The following is a 16,416-nucleotide window of genomic DNA, read 5'->3' on the forward strand; positions in this document are numbered from 1 at the left end:
TCCGGTTCAGTAGTGTCGCGCTGCAAACACACGCTGCGGTGAACCATGTCGGACGCTCTCAAGACCTCAGGCATGACCCGGCTGAGAAACTATTTCCTGACCGGCTTCGTCGTTTGCGCGCCGCTCGCGATTACCGCCTACATTGCCTGGTCGCTTATCGGCTGGGTCGATTCCTGGGTCAAACCCTACATTCCGGTACGCTACAATCCGGACACCTACCTGCCGTTTCCAGTGCCGGGTTTTGGGCTGATCGTTGCCCTGATCCTCATCACTTTCATCGGCTTTATGACCGCCAATATCGTTGGCCGCGCCATCGTCAACTTCGGCGAGCGCCTGCTTGGTCGCATGCCGCTGGTGCGCGGCATCTACCGTTCGCTGAAGCAGATTTTCGAGACGGTGCTGTCGAACAAGGGCGACATGTTCCGCCAGGTCGGGTTGGTAGAATATCCGCGCAAAGGGGTCTGGTCGCTTGTCTTCGTCGCCAGCGAGAAGGAAACCGAGATCAACCAGAAGCTCGACCGGGAAGGCGATCCGCTGATTGCCGTGTTCATGCCGTGTACGCCCAACCCGACGACAGGCTTTCTGATGTATGTGCCGAAATCCGACATCGTATCGCTCGACATGACGATCGAGGACGGAGCCAAGCTGATCGTGTCGGCCGGCCTGGTGGCGCCAGCTGTCAAAATGATGACGGTGAACGGCGAGCAGATCCACGGCGCGCTTGCCAATCCTCCGCTCGACACGATGCCTCAGCCGGCACGCAGGAGCCGCACGGCCTCGTCGCGGCCGAACAGATAGAGCAACAGGCGTAGCGCCGTGCCGCGTTCGGACTGCAGTTCCGGATCGCGCGACAGGATCAGCCGCGCATCGTCGCGAGCGGCCTCGAGCAGGTCGGCATGCACCTCGATGCGCGCCACCTGGAAGCCCGGCGTGCCGGACTGGCGGGTGCCGAGCAACTCGCCTTCGCCGCGTAGCTTCAGATCCTCTTCGGCGATACGGAAACCGTCCTCGGTCTCCCGCATCACCGACAAACGGCGTTTTGCCGTCTCGCCAAGCGGGTCCTTGTAGAGCAGCACGCAGGATGAAGGCTTGTCGCCACGCCCGACCCGGCCGCGCAATTGGTGCAACTGGGCGAGGCCAAAGCGCTCGGCATGCTCGATGACCATGATCGTCGCATCAGGCACATCGACGCCGACCTCGATGACGGTGGTGGCGATCAGGATACGGGTGTCGCCCTGTTTAAAGGCGCGCATCGCCTCGTCTTTGTCGGTGCCTTTCATGCGGCCGTGCACCAGGCCAATGCGGTCGCCGAACAGTGGCTTCAGCGAGGCAAAACGGTCCTCGGCCGACATCAGTTTGATTTCCTCGGATTCCTCGACCAGCGGACAGATCCAGTAGATTTTCTGGTCATCGGCGACGGCGTCGAGCATGCGTCCGATCAGTTCGTCGAGCCGTTCAAGCGGCAAGGTGACGGTGCGGATTGGCTGGCGGCCGGCCGGCTTTTCCGTCAGCTTCGACACATCCATGTCGCCGAATGCAGTCAGCACCAGCGTTCGCGGTATCGGCGTTGCCGTCATCACCAGCATGTCGGGCGCGTCGCCCTTGGCGGTGATCGCAAGGCGCTGGTGGACGCCGAAACGGTGCTGCTCGTCGACGACGGCGAACACGAGGTCATGGAACGTAACCGTTTCCTGGAACAGCGCATGAGTGCCGACGACGATGTCGATGTCACCATTGGCCAGCCCGGTCAGCGTGTCGGCACGCTCGCGGCCCTTTTCGCGACCGGTGAGGACGGCGACACGCAGCCCGGCCCGTTCCGCCAACGGCGCAATCGTTGCAAGATGCTGGCGCGCCAGGATTTCGGTCGGTGCCATCAATGCCGCCTGGCCGCCGGCCTCGACGGCACGCGCCATGGCAAGCAGCGCGATCACCGTCTTGCCGGAGCCGACATCGCCCTGCAAAAGGCGCAGCATGCGTTCGGGGTCGCCGAGATCGGCGTTGATTTCGGCAAGCGCCATTTCCTGCGACATGGTCAGCGAATAGGGTAGTGCCACGCGAAGTTGCTCGACTATGCGGCCGTCGCCGACGAGTGGCCGGCCCGATAATCGGCGGACCTTGGCCCGCACCAGCGCCAGCGATACCTGGCCGGCCAAGAACTCGTCATAGGCAAGGCGCCGCCATGCTGCGCCGTCGACCGAGACGTCGATCGGGTCGGCAGGATTGTGGATGCGGTTGAGCGCATCGGTGAAAGCAGGAAAGGCATGGCGGCGCCGGAACTCGCCGTCCTGCCATTCGGGCAGCACCGGCAGGCGGGCCAGCGCCTGGCCGATGGCCCGGCGCAGCACCTTGCCCGAGAGCCCGGCGGTCAGCGGATAGACCGGCTCGACCAGCGGCAGGTTTTCCGCGTCGCCGGCAAGTGCGATATGGTCGGGGTGAACCATGGTCGGGCGGCCGTTGAACCATTCCATGCGGCCTGAGACGACGACATGCTCGCCTACGGGCATTGCTTTTTCGAGATAGGCAGCATGGGCATGGAAGAAGGTCAGCGCGATCTCGCCGGTGTCGTCATGGGCGTAGACCCGGTACGGGACCGACCTGTTGCCGCGTGGCGGCGGCTGGTGGCGGTCGATGCGTACGTCGAGTGTGACAATGGCGCCCTCGGCCGAACCGGCGATGCCCGGGCGGTTGCGGCGGTCGATGACAGTATGCGGCAGCACGAACAAGAGGTCGCCGGCGCGCGCGGCCCGGTCGCCGAGGTCGGCTGCTACGACTTTTTCGATCAGGGCGCCAACTTTCGGCCCGACGCCGGCAAGCGAGGTGATCGGGACAAACAGCGGATCGAGGAGGGAAGGACGCATGATGTCAGCTTATGTTGCGGCGACTGTAGCGCAAGGCTGACACCGCCTTCTATCCACGCTATATGCGCCGCCTAGGCAAGGATGTTGCAAGATGACCGGAACGAAACGATCAAGCGAGGGCCTCGATGCCCGCCGCCGCAAGCTTTTGTTTCGTTCGTGGCACCGCGGCATGCGCGAGATGGACCTTATACTCGGCAGCTTCGCCGACGCCGAGATCGGCGCCTTGACCGGCGACGAAATCGACCAATATGAGAGGCTCCTCGATATTCCCGACACCGAATTCCTGCCTCTCGTCACTGGCGAACGCCCGGTTCCGGCGGATGTCGACTGTGCCGTCCTGCAAAAAATCCTGGCTTCGCGCCGGGAGATGACCTTCTGAACAACGTGTAGCCATGAGCCTTATCCCTACGATCGGTCTGCCGAAAGGCCGCGCCGGCCAGTTCATTGTCGATGGCGTCGCCGACGGCTACGAAGCCTTTGCCCTGGTGCAGGCTGCGCACGAGATCGCCCCCGACAAGCCGGTGCTGTTCGTGGCCCGCGACGGCCAGCGCCTGCCGGCGATCGTCGAGGCGCTTGCCTTTGCCGCGCCGGGCCTCCCGGTGCTGGAACTGCCGGCCTGGGATTGCCTGCCTTATGACCGTGTCTCGCCCGGCGCCGATGCCGCCGCAAGGCGGCTCGATGCACTGGCTGCAATGATTGCGCTGGCGAAGAAGCCCCACCGCGCCGTCGTCCTCACCACCGCGAATGCGCTGTTGCAACGCATTCCGCCGGCTGAACTCGTCGAGGCGCAGATCTTCCACGCCAAACCGGGCAACCAGATAGACATGAACGTGCTGGTGTCGCGGCTGGAGAATTCCGGCTTCGAGCGAGTGCCGACGGTGCGCGGTATCGGCGAATTCGCGGTGCGCGGCGGCATTCTCGATCTCCTCGCGCCCGGCTGGACTGAGGCGCTGCGCCTCGATTTCTTCGGCGATACGCTGGAATCGATCCGCGTCTTCGATACCGCAACACAGCGCACCACCGGCCAGCGCAAGTCGATGGCGCTACAGGCGATGAGCGAGGTGGCGCTGACGCCAGAGACGATCAGCCGCTTCCGCCGCGCCTACATCGAAGCCTTTGGCGCGCCCTCGCGCGAAGATGGACTCTATGCGGCGGTCAGCGAGGGCAGGCGGTTTGCCGGCATGGAGCACTGGCTGCCGTTCTTCTATGAGCGGTTGGAAACCGTGTTCGATTATTTGCCGGATGCGCCGGTGGTGTTTGATCATCTGGCGCATGAGGCACTGGCCGAGCGCCATGCGCTGATCCTCGATCATTATGAGGCGCGCAAAAAACAGGCCGACGGCGCCTTGAAGGATGCCGTGCCCTACAAGCCGGTGTCGCCGGATTTGCTTTATCTGTCGCCCGAAAACCTGATTGCCTCGCTTGGCCCACGCGAAGCGATAGACTTCACGTCCTTCGATGCGCCCGATGCCGGTGCGAAAAAGGTTTTCCATGCTGGCTCGCGCCATGGTCGCAGCTTCGTCGAGGAGCGCGCCGACCCTAACGCCAACGTCTTCGACGTCGTCGTAAAACACATTTCCGACGAGCGCGCTGTAGGCCGCCGTGTCCTCGTCGCCGGCTGGACTGAAGGTTCGCTCGACCGGCTCGGCCAAATCCTGGCCGAGCATCATCTTGGCAATCTGAAACCGGTGGCGACGCTTGCCGAAGCCGAAAAGCTTGAGCCTGGGCAAGCGGGACTGGCCGTGCTGCCGCTCGAATCCGGCTTCGAGACGGAGAAACTGGTCGTCATCGCCGAGCAGGACATTCTCGGCGACCGACTGATCCGGCGTTCGAAGCGCAAGAAGCGCGCGTCCGACTTCATCGCCGAGGCTTCGGCATTGTCCTCAGGCGATATCGTCGTCCATGCCGACCATGGCATTGGCCGCTTCATCGGGCTGCGCACCATCGAGGCGCTCGGTGCGCCGCACGATTGCCTCGAAATCCACTATGCCGGCGACGATCGGCTGTTCTTGCCGGTGGAAAACATCGAGTTGCTGTCGCGCTATGGCTCGGATTCGGCCGAGGCGACACTCGACAAGCTTGGCGGCGGCGCCTGGCAGTCGCGCAAGGCACGGCTGAAGAAACGCCTGCTCGACATGGCCGGGCAGTTGATCCGCATCGCCGCCGAGCGACAAATGCGGGCCGCACCGGCGCTGCTGCCGGCGGAAGGCCTCTATGGCGAGTTTGCAGCGCGTTTCCCCTATGAGGAAACCGACGACCAGCAAACGGCGATCGATTCGGTCAGGGATGATCTGGGCGCTGGAAAGCCGATGGACCGGCTGATCTGCGGCGATGTCGGCTTCGGCAAGACCGAAGTCGCGCTTCGTGCTGCCTTCATCGCGGCGATGGAAGGCTTTCAGGTCGCGGTGGTGGTGCCGACGACATTGTTGTCGCGCCAGCATTTCAAGACCTTCTCGCAGCGCTTCTCCGGCCTGCCGATCCGCGTCGCCCAGGCCTCGCGGCTGGTCGGCGCCAAGGAACTGGCCGAGACCAAGAAGGGCGTCGCCGAAGGCCAAGTCGACATTGTCATCGGCACGCACGCACTGCTCGGCTCCTCGATCTCGTTCAAGAATCTCGGCCTGCTGATCATCGACGAGGAGCAGCATTTCGGCGTCAAGCACAAGGAGCGGCTGAAGGATCTCAAGACCGACGTCCACGTTCTGACGCTATCGGCGACGCCGATCCCGCGAACGCTGCAGCTTGCCTTGACCGGGGTGCGTGAGTTGTCGCTGATCGCCACGCCGCCGGTCGATCGCATGGCCGTGCGCACCTTCATCTCCCCTTTCGATCCGCTGGTCATCCGCGAGACGCTGCTGCGCGAGCGCTACCGTGGCGGCCATTCTTTCTATGTCGTACCGCGCATCAGCGATCTCGCGGAAATCCATGATTTCCTGCGCGAATCCGTGCCTGAGCTGAAAGTGGCCGTGGCCCATGGTCAGATGCCGCCCGGCGAACTCGACGACATCATGAACGCCTTCTATGACGGCCAGTACGATGTGCTTTTGTCGACCACAATCGTCGAATCCGGCCTCGATATTCCGACTGCCAATACGCTGATCGTACACCGCGCCGATATGTTCGGCCTGTCTCAGCTCTATCAGCTGCGCGGGCGCGTCGGCCGCTCTAAGGTGCGCGCCTACGCGCTGTTCACGCTGCCCGCCAACCGCAAGCTCACCGATACAGCCGAGCGCCGGCTGAAAGTGCTGCAGTCGCTCGATACGCTAGGCGCCGGTTTCCAGCTGGCCAGCCACGACCTCGACATTCGCGGCGCCGGCAATCTGCTTGGCGAAGAGCAGTCGGGCCACATCAAGGAGGTCGGCTTCGAGCTCTACCAGCAGATGCTGGAGGAGGCAGTGGCCGAAGTGAAGGATTCCGGCGAGGTGCAGGACGGCGGCTGGTCGCCGCAGATCGCCGTCGGCACAGCGGTGATGATCCCGGAAAGCTATGTCCCGGATCTGCAGCTCAGGTTGGCGCTCTATCGCCGCCTTGGCGATCTCGAAAACACTGAAGAGATCGACGCTTTTGGCGCCGAGCTTATCGACCGTTTCGGGCCGCTGCCGGAAGAGGTGAAGCATTTATTGAAGATCGTCTTCATCAAGGCACTTTGCCGCAAGGCCAATGTCGAAAAACTCGATGCCGGACCGAAAGGCGTCGTCATCCATTTCCGCAAGCGCGAATTCCCCAATCCGGTCGGGCTGGTCAAGCTCATCGGCGAACAGGGTTCGCTGGCCAAGATCCGGCCGGACCAGAGCGTCGTCTTCAGCCGCGACTGGCCGACGCCCGAAAAGCGGCTGGCAGGCTCAGCGGTTGTCATGACGCAGCTGGCACGGCTGGTGGAGAAGGCGGCGGCGTAGCAGGGTATCGCTGGTGCTCTGGACCATGACGGCGCTGGTACTTTCGCCCTGCCGTGCCATTCGCCAGCGCTGAGATTCCGGTCTAGAATAGGAAATCGGCTTCGTGTATGCAGCCGCGACCCCATATGGGGCGGATTGGCGGGCGATGGCGTCCGCGTGAAAAGAGCGTTAGGTGCTTCGATGACGAAATGGTCGCCGAATTCGTGGAGAGCTAAGCCGATCCAGCAGGTTCCTGCCTATCCGGACCTTGCCGCGCTGAGGAACACGGAAGCCCAGCTCGCCACCTTTCCGCCGCTGGTTTTTGCAGGTGAGGCACGCAAGCTGAAGAAGCAGCTTGCAGCCGTCGCTGCCGGTGACGCATTCCTTCTGCAAGGTGGCGATTGCGCCGAGAGCTTCGCCGAACATGGCGCGGACAATATCCGCGACTTCTTCCGCGTCTTCCTGCAGATGTCGGTGGTGCTGACCTTCGCTGGCGCTCAACCGGTGGTGAAGGTCGGCCGTGTCGCCGGCCAGTTCGCCAAGCCGCGCTCGTCCGACAATGAGACCAAGGGCGGTGTGACGCTGCCCAGCTATCGCGGCGACATCATCAACGGCATCGAGTTCGATGCCAAGTCGCGCATTCCCGATCCTGCAAGACAGGAGATGGCGTACCGCCAGTCGGCGGCGACGCTCAACCTTTTGCGCGCCTTCGCCCAGGGCGGCTACGCCAGCCTGGAGAACGTGCATCAATGGATGCTCGGGTTCGTCTCCGACAGCCCGCAGGGCGAGAAATACGAGTCGCTCGCCAACCGCATCACCGAGACGATGGACTTCATGAAGGCCGTCGGCATCACCTCGGAGACCAATTATGCGCTGCGCGAGACCGATTTCTATACCAGCCATGAGGCGCTGCTGCTCGGTTATGAAGAGGCGCTGACCCGCGTCGATTCGACCTCGGGCGACTGGTACGCCACCTCTGGCCACATGATCTGGATCGGCGATCGCACGCGCCAACCCGACCATGCGCATGTCGAATATTGCCGCGGCATCAAGAACCCGCTGGGGCTGAAATGCGGGCCGTCGCTGACGCCGGACGGCCTGTTGCAACTCATCGATCTGCTCAATCCGGAGAACGAGCCCGGCCGGCTGACGCTGATCGCTCGTTTCGGCTCCGATAAGGTTGCCGACCATCTGCCGAGGCTGGTGCGAGCGGTACAGAAGGAAGGCCGCAGTGTGGTGTGGTCTTCCGATCCGATGCATGGCAATACGATCGAGGCCGCCGGCTACAAGACACGGCCGTTTGACCGCATCCTGAAGGAGGTGCAGACGTTCTTCGAGGTGCACCGCGCCGAAGGCACGCATCCCGGCGGCATACACATCGAGATGACAGGCAAGAACGTCACCGAATGCACCGGTGGTGCCCGCGCCATCACCGCCGAAGAATTGCAGGATCGCTACCACACCCATTGCGATCCGCGGCTCAACGCGGACCAGGCGATCGAATTGGCGTTCCTGGTGTCCGATCTGCTCAAGAAGAGCCATCCGGTCCAGCACAAGCAGGCCGTCAACGGCTGATTAGAACGTATTCGATCATCGAGGTGGTCAGCGAAACGCGTCCGGCGGGTGTCGCATTTGCTCGTGCCTAACGCACGCAAAACTGGAATCCTGCGAAGCGACGGCAATTGCATCGGGAGGCCGATATGGCTGACAGTCACACCGGATCATGCTTGTGCGGGGCAGTGCGGTTCCAGACACGAGGACCGCTGCGCGGTGTTATCTACTGCCATTGCTCGCAGTGCCGGAAGCAGAGCGGGCATTTTTATGCGGCGACCAATGTTGCCGACCGCGACATCACGATCACGGGCGCGGACAGCATCACCTGGTACGAGGCATCTCCGTTTGCCAGACGGGGTTTCTGCAAGACATGCGGCTCGCTGCTGTTCTGGAAGCCGACGGATGATGGCTATGTTTCAGTCCTGGCCGGGCTGTTCGACGCGCCAACCGGACTTCAAGGGGAATGTCACATCTTCGTCGGCGACAAGGGCGACTATTACGCGGTCGACGACGGGCTGCCGCAGTTCGAGAAGTCAACGCCGTCGATCAAGGTGGCAGGCGACTGATTTTTGAAGAGGTCGCCTTATTCCCTTGGTCCAGCCATTGCGCTAATCCCCTGCCGGTGATTCCGAAGGGTTTTGGCATGCAGCGGCTGATCGACGCTTTTTACAACTCGGTGCGGGCGTTTCGCAAACTGGCCGCCAGCGAGGAGGCCTTCCAGCTGGAGCTGACGCTGCTTGTGCTTGCCTTGCCGCTCGGCTGGTTCCTTTCGGAATCGTGGCGCGGCTATGCGCTGCTGATCGGCGCGGTGCTGCTCATGATCATGATCGAGGTGCTGAACACCGGCATCGAGGCGGCCTGCGACGCGTTCAGCCGTGAATTCAACGTCGATATCCAACTGGCCAAGGATTGCGGTTCGCTGGCGGTGCTTATTTCGGTGGTAATCGCTGCAGGCGTCTGGGGCGTCGCCATCGTCGAGCGGATCCTCGGGGTGCCGATCTGACGTTTCAGACACTACATGCCGTCACTGCATTTCTCGTTTTGACCATGATCTTTTCCGAAAAACCGGTACCACTTTTCGGGATCATGGTCTGAGGGAACCGACATGACCAATACCGCCGGATTTCTGCTGCTTGAACGTGAGGGCCTGCCGGACGATCTGCGCTGGCTGGCCGAAAAATATCCGCGCAAGATCTGGCAGGCGCATGCCAACATTCACGGCGTGGCCAATATGTGGCTGCAGCGGCACGATATGTTCCGCGAGCTTGGCGACATGCTCACCAGTGGTATCGGCGATTATCGAGAAGGTAGGCTGAACGCGCCGGAATTCGCGCGCTGGTTCGCGCCGCGCCTCAACCATTTCCTCGGCAATCTCGACGGCCATCACAATGTCGAGGACCATCATTATTTCCCGGTCTTCGCCAGGGCCGAGACCCGTCTGAAGCGCGGCTTCGAGATTCTCGATGCCGATCACCACACAATCCATGAGGGACTGGAGCGCAATGCCGAGGCGGCAAATGCCTTCATCCGCACGCTTCAGGAGAGCGAGGTCAAGCAGCGCTTCGCCGCCGATGCCTATGCCGACGAGAACAGCCGGCTGATCGCCATGCTGACCAGGCATCTTGCCGACGAGGAAGACCTGATCATCCCGCTGATCCTGGAAAAGGGTGACCGTGCGCTCGGCATAGATTGACGATCAGCTTCCCTTGCGAAGCTCCTTCTTGGCGAAGAAGTGCGACGCCACCCAGCCGAGGATAGCCACAACCAGGCCGATTGCCAGAGCGATCAGCAGCCGCTCGTGACGGGCCAGTGCCTGGCCGACGATGCGCTCGGCACCCAGCCCGAACACATAACCGACCGTGCAGAACAGCGCCGCCCAGACCACCGATGAGATGGCGTTGAGGATGGCGAAACGCGACGCGGCAATGCCGGACAGCCCCGCCGCGATACCACCGACCAGGCGCAGGCCATAGATGTAGCGGTTCGACAGCACGAAGATGTTGGGATGAGAGGTGACGAGACGATAGGCGTGGCTGAAGCCCGACCGGGCACGGAGCCTGATCACGAATTTATGGTCAGCGAAGCTCCGCCCCAAGATGAAGAAGAACGTGTCGCCACCGAAAGCGCCGAGCGCTGCCGCGAGGAAAGCCTGCCACAGGACGAAAACATGCTGATACGCGAAGAAACCGCCAAGGATGGCGGCGCTTTCGCCCTCGGCCACGCAGCCCAGGAAAACCGCGACCAACCCATATTGCTCAATGAGACGATGGATGGCTTCCGTCATGAAGACGTTCGCTGCTTCGACAGAATGCCGTCGATGCGCTTCACCTGCTCGGCCAGCCGGGCGATCTCGTCTCGCATGCCGATGATCTGGCTGTGGCGCAGTTCGTCGAGCTTTTCGTGTAACGCCATGATCTCGATCTCGGCCTTGAGGTTAACCTCATAGTCGTGGGCGGCGTCGATTCGATCGCGCTCGGTCTGGCGGTTCTGCGCCATCATGATCACTGGCGCCTGCAGGGCGGCAACCATGGAAAGCACGAGATTGAGGAAGATGAATGGATAGGGATCGAAGGCGGCGCTCGACAAGAGCCAGACATTGCCTGCCGTCCACAGGATCAGGAAGCCAATGAATGCCAGGATGAAGGACCACGAGCCGCCGATCCGGGCGATGGTGTCGGCCAGGCGATCTCCAAACGTCTGGTGAAAGGCGACGGCCTTGTTGGTGTCCTTGGAGATCGTGGTGCGCTCGAGCGTAGATTGCAGTACCCGGCTTTCGAGCGCGCTGAGGCCGTCCGGCTTTCGCTTCAGCCAGCGGCTTGCCAGGTCCTCGATCGTTTTGTTCATCGTCGCCTCCGTCGTCAGCGATGAGGTAGAAGCTGCCGGTTCATACGGGAAGTGGTAGATTGACGCGATGGGATCAGGAAACAATGGTGGATTTTCAGAAAATTCGCGCCCGTGCAGCAAAACGCAAAGGCGGTGAGGCAGCCCTTACGTCGCTGCTGGGTCCAATGCCTGACAATGCCGCGGTGGCAAAGATTGCGGATGACCGGATCCTGTCGACCATGGCTGAGCGGGTCTTTGCCGCCGGCTTCGTCTGGCGCGTCATCGAGCAGAAATGGCCGGGTTTCGAGGAAGCATTTCTTGGCTTCGAACCGAAGCGGCTGCTATTCCAGCCTGACGATTTCTGGCACGATCTCACGGCCGACAAGCGCATCGTGCGCAATCCGCAGAAGATCAAATCCGTACGCGACAACGCGGCCTTCGTCGAGCGTGTGTCGAAGGAGCACGGCGGCTTCGGCAAGTTCCTGGCCGATTGGCCGGCGGATGACCAGGTCGGGTTGATGACCTATCTGGGCAAGCACGGCAGCCGGCTCGGCGGCAATACCGGCCAGTATTTTCTGCGCTGGCTTGAGTGGGACGCTTTTGTTGTCTCGGCCGATATGGCGGCCGCACTGCGCGATGCCGGACTCGACATCGCGGAGAGCCCGACGTCGAAGAGGGATTTGGGCAGGATCCAAGCGCAGATCAACGCCTGGGCGGCGGAAACCGGGCTGCCGCGCCGACACATTTCCCGTATTCTGGCAATGTCGATCGGCGAGAACCATCCGCCGGAAGCCTTGCGCGAATATATGGGCGAATAGGATCGATTGTTTGGTCCAAACGAACGCCATTGCCCGACGAATTTTGCCGCGCTAAACCCACGGGCATGACGACAGACAGGACCGCTCCAGACATATTGCGCATCGCCGTCGCCCAGCTCAATCCGACGGTCGGCGACGTCGCCGGCAATCTCGCCAAGGCGCGCGAGGCGAGGGCGGATGCCGCCCGCCAAGGCGCCGACCTCGTGCTGTTCACCGAGCTTTTCCTTGCCGGCTATCCGCCTGAGGATCTGGTGCTGAAGCCGGCATTCCTGACGGCGTGCGAGCGGGCGGCGGAGGATTTCGCCGGCGATACCGCCGACGGCGGCCCGGGCTTCATCATCGGCACGCCGTTGAAGCGCAAGACCGGCACGCACAATTCGATCATCTTTGCTGATGGCGGCAAAATCCTTGCCGAACGCTACAAGCTCGATCTGCCGAATTATGGTGAGTTCGACGAGAAGCGCGTCTTCCAGGCCGGCCCCGAGATCCAGGGGCCGGTCAATTTCCGCGGCGTGCGCGTGGGAGTGCCTATCTGCGAAGACATCTGGGGCGAAGTTGCCGTCTGCGAGACGCTGGCCGAAAGCGGCGCCGAAATCCTGCTGGTGCCGAACGGCTCGCCCTACTATCGCGGCAAGGTCGATGTCCGCCACCAGATCGTCATCCGCCAGGTCATCGAATGCGGACTGCCGATCATCTATGCCAACCAGCTTGGCGGCCAGGACGAACTGGTCTTCGACGGCGCATCGTTTGCCATCGGTTCTGACAAGACGCTGGCCTTCCAGATGAGCCAGTTCGAGGAGACGGTCAACGTCACCACCTGGAAGCGAAAGAATGACATCTGGGTCTGCTCTGACGGACCGATGTCGAAAATCCCTGAAAAGGAGGAGGCCGACTATCGCGCCTGCATGTTGGGCTTGCGCGACTACGTCAACAAGAACGGCTTCAAGAATGTCGTGCTTGGCCTTTCCGGCGGCATCGATTCGGCGATCTGCGCGGCACTTGCCGTCGATGCGCTGGGCGAGGAGCGGCTGCGCGCCGTGATGATGCCTTACCGCTACACTTCGAAGGACTCGCTCAAGGACGCCGAGGACTGCGCCCGCGCGCTCGGCTGCCGCTACGATATCGTGCCGATCTTCGAGCCGGTCGAGGGCTTCCTGCACACACTGACGCAGCTTTTCGAGGGCACCAAGGAAGGCATCACCGAGGAAAACCTGCAGAGCCGTGCCCGCGGCACCATCCTGATGGCGATTTCCAACAAGTTCGGCTCGATGGTGGTCACTACCGGCAACAAGAGCGAGATGTCGGTAGGCTATGCCACGCTTTATGGCGACATGAATGGCGGCTTCAATCCGATCAAGGATCTCTACAAGATGCAGGTCTATGCGCTGGCGCGCTGGCGCAACGCGCATGTGCCGCCGGGTGCGCTCGGTCCGTCCGGCGAGGTGATCCCGAATAATATCATCGACAAGGCGCCCTCGGCGGAACTGCGAGAGAACCAGACCGACCAGGATTCGCTGCCGCCCTATCCGGTGCTCGATGACATATTGGAGTGCCTGGTCGAGAACGAGATGGGCGTCGACGAGATCGTTGCGCGCGGCCATGACCGGGCGACCGTGACGCGCGTCGAGCACCTGCTTTACGTCGCCGAATACAAGCGCCGGCAGGCGGCGCCCGGCGTGAAGATCACCAGGAAAAATTTTGGCCGCGACCGCCGCTATCCCATTACCAACCGGTTCAGGGATGGCGGGTAGGCGATTGGCTTGCATAACGGTTTAGCCATGGCCAACTTTGAGATCAGCTTTGACCTGTCGCAGATCGACTTCCGGGCGACGTCCGACATTTTGAAGCAGAGCTATTGGGGCAGCGGCCGCAGCGATGAACTGCACCGCCGCGCCTTTGCCAATTCACTGTGCGTCGGCGCCTATGTCGGCGGCAATCAGGTCGGCTTTGGTCGGGCGATCACCGACCGTACGGTATTTGCCTATCTCGCCGACATCATTGTCTGGCCCGGGTATCGCGGGCAAGGCATCGGAACCCGGCTTGTCCAGGCGCTTATCGATCATCCGGATTGCAAGACTGTCACGCATTGGAGCCTGTCGACCAACGACGCCCATGCGGTTTACGAGAAGCTCGGCTTCAGACCTTCCACCGACGGCCGCTATATGCGCCTCGACCGTATCACGGCAACCTGAAACAGGGGCAGCGCACAACCCGCGATTGTTGCAAAATCGTCTCACTGCTTGGACCAGATGCGCTTTGGACTATCTACTGACTTGGCGCGGCGTTGAGGCGTCTCTATAAACGCCTTTCCGCGATCCCCTTGGGGAGGACCGAAATGCCAGGATTTGACATCGTTATGCGAGGCCGCGAAGCCTAGGTCTCAATCGGCAAGCCAGAAGGTTCTTACCTTTGCGGCGAAGCCGAGCTGAGAACAGGCGTTCGTCGATGCCGGTCGCCGCCCGTATTCGGGCGAGCCGCCAATTCCTTGGGTGTTAATTCGCCCGACGCGGTTTTTTCAATTTTCGACCTTTTCCGGGATCGGGCTCGTTTGCGCCCGAATGACATCATGGCTCGTTTTCGAATAGATTTGCGCGCGGGCGCCTTTCGCAGCGTTCTTGGCTTCACGCTCAGCCATTGGCGGCGTCAGCCGTGGCGGCTTGCCGGCATTATGGGCACGTTCCTGCTGTCGACCTTGGCCGACGTGCTGACGCCGCTCTATTCCGGCCGGCTGGTGGATGCCGTCGCTAGCAGTGCTGCGGCCGACGATGTTGCGTGGAACGCGGCGATGGCGGCCTTTTCGATGCTGGTTGCCCTGGCGCTCACCGGTGTCGTGCTACGCAATCTCGCCTTCATGGCCATTGTCGAGCTGACGTTGAAGATGATGGCGGATATCGCCGCTGACGCCTTCCACCGCGTACAGCGCTTCTCCACCGACTGGCACGCCAACAGCTTCGCCGGATCGACGGTGCGCAAGATAACGCGCGGCATGTGGGCGCTCGACCTGCTCAACGACACGATCCTGATCGCGCTGCTGCCGTCGGTCGTCATGCTCGTCGGCTCGACGCTGCTGCTTGGCTGGTTCTGGCCGCTGATGGGTGCTGTCGTCGCCATCGGTTCGGTTCTGTTCATCGCGGTGACGACGATGCTGTCGCTTGGCTATGTCGCGCCCGCGGCAAGGCTTGCAAATGCGTGGGATACACGGCTTGGCGGCTCGCTGGCCGATGCGGTGAGCTGCAACGCCGTGGTCAAGGGTTTTGGCGCCGAGGAACGCGAGGAGACGCGGCTTGCCGAGGTCGTCGCCAAATGGCGCGGTCGCACGCGCCGCACCTGGATGCGCGGCACCGTCAACGGCACCACGCAAGGGACGATGCTGCTGCTTTTGAGGGCAGCGGTCATCGGCTTCTCCCTGCTTTTGTGGTCGTGGGGGCAGGCGAGCGCCGGCGATGTCGCCTTCGTGCTGACCTCATTCTTCGTGCTGCAAGGCTATCTGCGCGACATCGGCACGCATATCCGCAATCTGCAGCGCTCGATCAACGACATGGAGGAACTGGTCGACTTCCAGTCCGAACCACTCGGCATCGAGGATCGGCCCGGAGCCAAACCGATCCGGATCACCGATGGCCGTATCACCTTCGACAAGGTAACGTTCCATTATGGCAGCCACCGCCTGCCGCTCTATCGCGACTTTTCAGTGGATATCGCGCCGGGCGAACGGGTTGGGTTGGTTGGCCATTCGGGCTCCGGCAAGACGACATTCGTCAAGCTGATCCAGCGCCTCTACGACGTGACTGCGGGCAATATCCTGATCGACGGCCAGGATATTGCCAAGGTGGCGCAGGCGTCGCTGCGCGCACAGATCGCAATCGTCCAGCAGGAGCCGATCCTGTTTCACCGGTCGCTGGCCGAAAACATCGCCTATGCCCGGCCGGCCGCCACGCAGGCCGAGATCGAGCACGCGGCGCGGTTGGCCAGCGCGCATGACTTCATCGCCAATTTGCCGAAAGGCTATGGCACGCTGGTCGGCGAGCGCGGCGTAAAGCTGTCGGGCGGCGAGCGTCAGCGTGTTGCAATCGCACGCGCCTTCCTTGCCGATGCGCGCATTCTCATCCTGGATGAGGCAACGTCGAGCCTCGATTCGGAATCGGAGGTGCTGATCCAGCAGGCGATGGAGCGCTTGATGGTCGGCCGCACGACGCTGGTGATTGCCCACCGGCTGTCGACGGTGCGGGCGCTGGACAGGCTTTTGGTGTTCGATCGCGGCCGCATCGTCGAAGAGGGCTCGCATGACCAGCTGATCCGGCTGCAAGGCGGCATCTACCGCCGGCTGTTCGAACGCCAGGCGCTTGAACTGACCAAAGGCCTGGTGATCTGACGGTTGCGGCGGCGCCCCCCGGGGTGTAAAAGGGGGGGGGGCCGGGGATTTTTTAGGAGTTGGATTTTTTTTTTGTGCACCCCGCCGCCCGGGGGGCGGGTGGGACAACACAAAAACAC

Annotated in this window: 14 protein-coding genes; 11 read left to right on the top strand and 3 right to left on the bottom strand. The window is 62.2% G+C overall.

All coding sequences use genetic code 11. From position 1 onward, the window contains the following. The first annotated feature begins 45 nt into the window (after positions 1-45). Positions 46-798 (top strand): DUF502 domain-containing protein, encoded by a 753-nt coding sequence (locus NKI63_RS27765; RefSeq protein ID WP_352479017.1) that lies wholly within the window; start codon positions 46-48, stop codon positions 796-798. On the opposite strand, the gene recG is transcribed toward NKI63_RS27765, so the two are convergent. Continuing rightward, a complete protein-coding gene (recG, locus tag NKI63_RS27770) occupies positions 750-2,858 on the bottom strand; it encodes an ATP-dependent DNA helicase RecG (RefSeq protein ID WP_352691101.1) in 2,109 nt (702 codons plus the stop codon). The two genes, NKI63_RS27765 and recG, sit on opposite strands and share 49 nt — an antisense overlap. 91 nt (positions 2,859-2,949) lie before the next feature. Between recG and NKI63_RS27775 the strand changes: the two genes are divergently transcribed. From NKI63_RS27775 to NKI63_RS27800, 6 genes are all read left to right on the top strand, one after another. Next, positions 2,950-3,237, top strand: a complete 288-nt coding sequence (locus NKI63_RS27775; RefSeq protein WP_352491635.1) for an FAD assembly factor SdhE — start codon at positions 2,950-2,952, stop codon at positions 3,235-3,237. Positions 3,238-3,250: 13 nt separating this feature from the next. Continuing rightward, positions 3,251-6,751 carry a transcription-repair coupling factor gene (gene mfd / locus NKI63_RS27780; protein ID WP_352508815.1) on the top strand — a complete coding sequence of 1,167 codons (3,501 nt, stop codon included), beginning with the start codon at positions 3,251-3,253 and terminating at the stop codon, positions 6,749-6,751. A gap of 180 nt (positions 6,752-6,931) precedes the next feature. Further along, on the top strand, positions 6,932-8,305 hold the full coding sequence (locus tag NKI63_RS27785; protein WP_352508814.1) for a class II 3-deoxy-7-phosphoheptulonate synthase: 1,374 nt from the start codon (positions 6,932-6,934) through the stop codon (positions 8,303-8,305). A 125-nt stretch (positions 8,306-8,430) separates the two neighbouring features. After that, the gene (locus NKI63_RS27790) at positions 8,431-8,850 is read left to right on the top strand and encodes a GFA family protein (RefSeq protein ID WP_352823973.1); all 420 of its coding nucleotides are present in this window, start codon (positions 8,431-8,433) and stop codon (positions 8,848-8,850) included. Between the two features lie 77 nt (positions 8,851-8,927). Continuing rightward, positions 8,928-9,287 (top strand): diacylglycerol kinase, encoded by a 360-nt coding sequence (locus tag NKI63_RS27795; protein ID WP_352508812.1) that lies wholly within the window; start codon positions 8,928-8,930, stop codon positions 9,285-9,287. Between the two features lie 102 nt (positions 9,288-9,389). Continuing rightward, positions 9,390-9,977: a hemerythrin domain-containing protein gene (locus NKI63_RS27800; RefSeq protein WP_352508811.1), complete on the top strand. Its 588-nt coding sequence runs from the start codon at positions 9,390-9,392 to the stop codon at positions 9,975-9,977. Between the two features lie 3 nt (positions 9,978-9,980). Here the strand turns inward: NKI63_RS27800 and NKI63_RS27805 are convergent, their stop codons facing one another. Both NKI63_RS27805 and NKI63_RS27810 read right to left on the bottom strand, forming a co-directional pair. Then, on the bottom strand, positions 9,981-10,568 hold the full coding sequence (locus NKI63_RS27805) for a DedA family protein (protein WP_352823974.1): 588 nt from the start codon (positions 10,566-10,568) through the stop codon (positions 9,981-9,983). After that, on the bottom strand, positions 10,565-11,128 hold the full coding sequence (locus tag NKI63_RS27810) for a DUF1003 domain-containing protein (RefSeq protein WP_352479010.1): 564 nt from the start codon (positions 11,126-11,128) through the stop codon (positions 10,565-10,567). The genes NKI63_RS27805 and NKI63_RS27810 overlap by 4 nt, the downstream gene beginning before the upstream one ends. 83 nt (positions 11,129-11,211) lie before the next feature. On the opposite strand from NKI63_RS27810, the gene NKI63_RS27815 reads away from it, so the two are divergent. The 4 genes from NKI63_RS27815 to NKI63_RS27830 all read left to right on the top strand — a co-directional run bounded on the left by NKI63_RS27815 (position 11,212) and on the right by NKI63_RS27830 (position 16,297). After that, a complete protein-coding gene (locus NKI63_RS27815) occupies positions 11,212-11,925 on the top strand; it encodes a DNA-3-methyladenine glycosylase I (protein WP_352507839.1) in 714 nt (237 codons plus the stop codon). A 65-nt stretch (positions 11,926-11,990) separates the two neighbouring features. After that, positions 11,991-13,676, top strand: coding sequence for an NAD+ synthase (locus NKI63_RS27820; RefSeq protein ID WP_352691107.1), 1,686 nt, complete (start codon positions 11,991-11,993; stop codon positions 13,674-13,676). 27 nt (positions 13,677-13,703) lie between these two features. Then, positions 13,704-14,117, top strand: coding sequence for a GNAT family N-acetyltransferase (locus tag NKI63_RS27825; RefSeq protein ID WP_352691113.1), 414 nt, complete (start codon positions 13,704-13,706; stop codon positions 14,115-14,117). 374 nt (positions 14,118-14,491) lie between these two features. Then, complete coding sequence (locus tag NKI63_RS27830; protein WP_352691109.1) at positions 14,492-16,297, top strand: ABC transporter ATP-binding protein; 1,806 nt, start codon at positions 14,492-14,494, stop codon at positions 16,295-16,297. Positions 16,298-16,416: the final 119 nt, after the last annotated feature.

The sequence above is a fragment of the Mesorhizobium sp. M0410 genome, from assembly GCF_040321435.1.
In the GTDB taxonomy this organism is placed as follows: domain Bacteria; phylum Pseudomonadota; class Alphaproteobacteria; order Rhizobiales; family Rhizobiaceae; genus Mesorhizobium.

Coding starts and splice junctions, on each gene's coding strand:
- NKI63_RS27765 (WP_352479017.1), top strand. CDS start 46: ATGTCGGACGCTCTCAAGACCTCAGGCATGACCCGGCTGAGAAACTAT.
- NKI63_RS27775 (WP_352491635.1), top strand. CDS start 2,950: ATGACCGGAACGAAACGATCAAGCGAGGGCCTCGATGCCCGCCGCCGC.
- NKI63_RS27830 (WP_352691109.1), top strand. CDS start 14,492: ATGGCTCGTTTTCGAATAGATTTGCGCGCGGGCGCCTTTCGCAGCGTT.
- recG (WP_352691101.1), bottom strand. CDS start 2,858: ATGCGTCCTTCCCTCCTCGATCCGCTGTTTGTCCCGATCACCTCGCTT.
- NKI63_RS27785 (WP_352508814.1), top strand. CDS start 6,932: ATGACGAAATGGTCGCCGAATTCGTGGAGAGCTAAGCCGATCCAGCAG.
- NKI63_RS27815 (WP_352507839.1), top strand. CDS start 11,212: ATGGTGGATTTTCAGAAAATTCGCGCCCGTGCAGCAAAACGCAAAGGC.
- NKI63_RS27800 (WP_352508811.1), top strand. CDS start 9,390: ATGACCAATACCGCCGGATTTCTGCTGCTTGAACGTGAGGGCCTGCCG.
- NKI63_RS27825 (WP_352691113.1), top strand. CDS start 13,704: ATGGCCAACTTTGAGATCAGCTTTGACCTGTCGCAGATCGACTTCCGG.
- NKI63_RS27820 (WP_352691107.1), top strand. CDS start 11,991: ATGACGACAGACAGGACCGCTCCAGACATATTGCGCATCGCCGTCGCC.
- NKI63_RS27795 (WP_352508812.1), top strand. CDS start 8,928: ATGCAGCGGCTGATCGACGCTTTTTACAACTCGGTGCGGGCGTTTCGC.
- NKI63_RS27805 (WP_352823974.1), bottom strand. CDS start 10,568: ATGACGGAAGCCATCCATCGTCTCATTGAGCAATATGGGTTGGTCGCG.
- mfd (WP_352508815.1), top strand. CDS start 3,251: ATGAGCCTTATCCCTACGATCGGTCTGCCGAAAGGCCGCGCCGGCCAG.
- NKI63_RS27810 (WP_352479010.1), bottom strand. CDS start 11,128: ATGAACAAAACGATCGAGGACCTGGCAAGCCGCTGGCTGAAGCGAAAG.
- NKI63_RS27790 (WP_352823973.1), top strand. CDS start 8,431: ATGGCTGACAGTCACACCGGATCATGCTTGTGCGGGGCAGTGCGGTTC.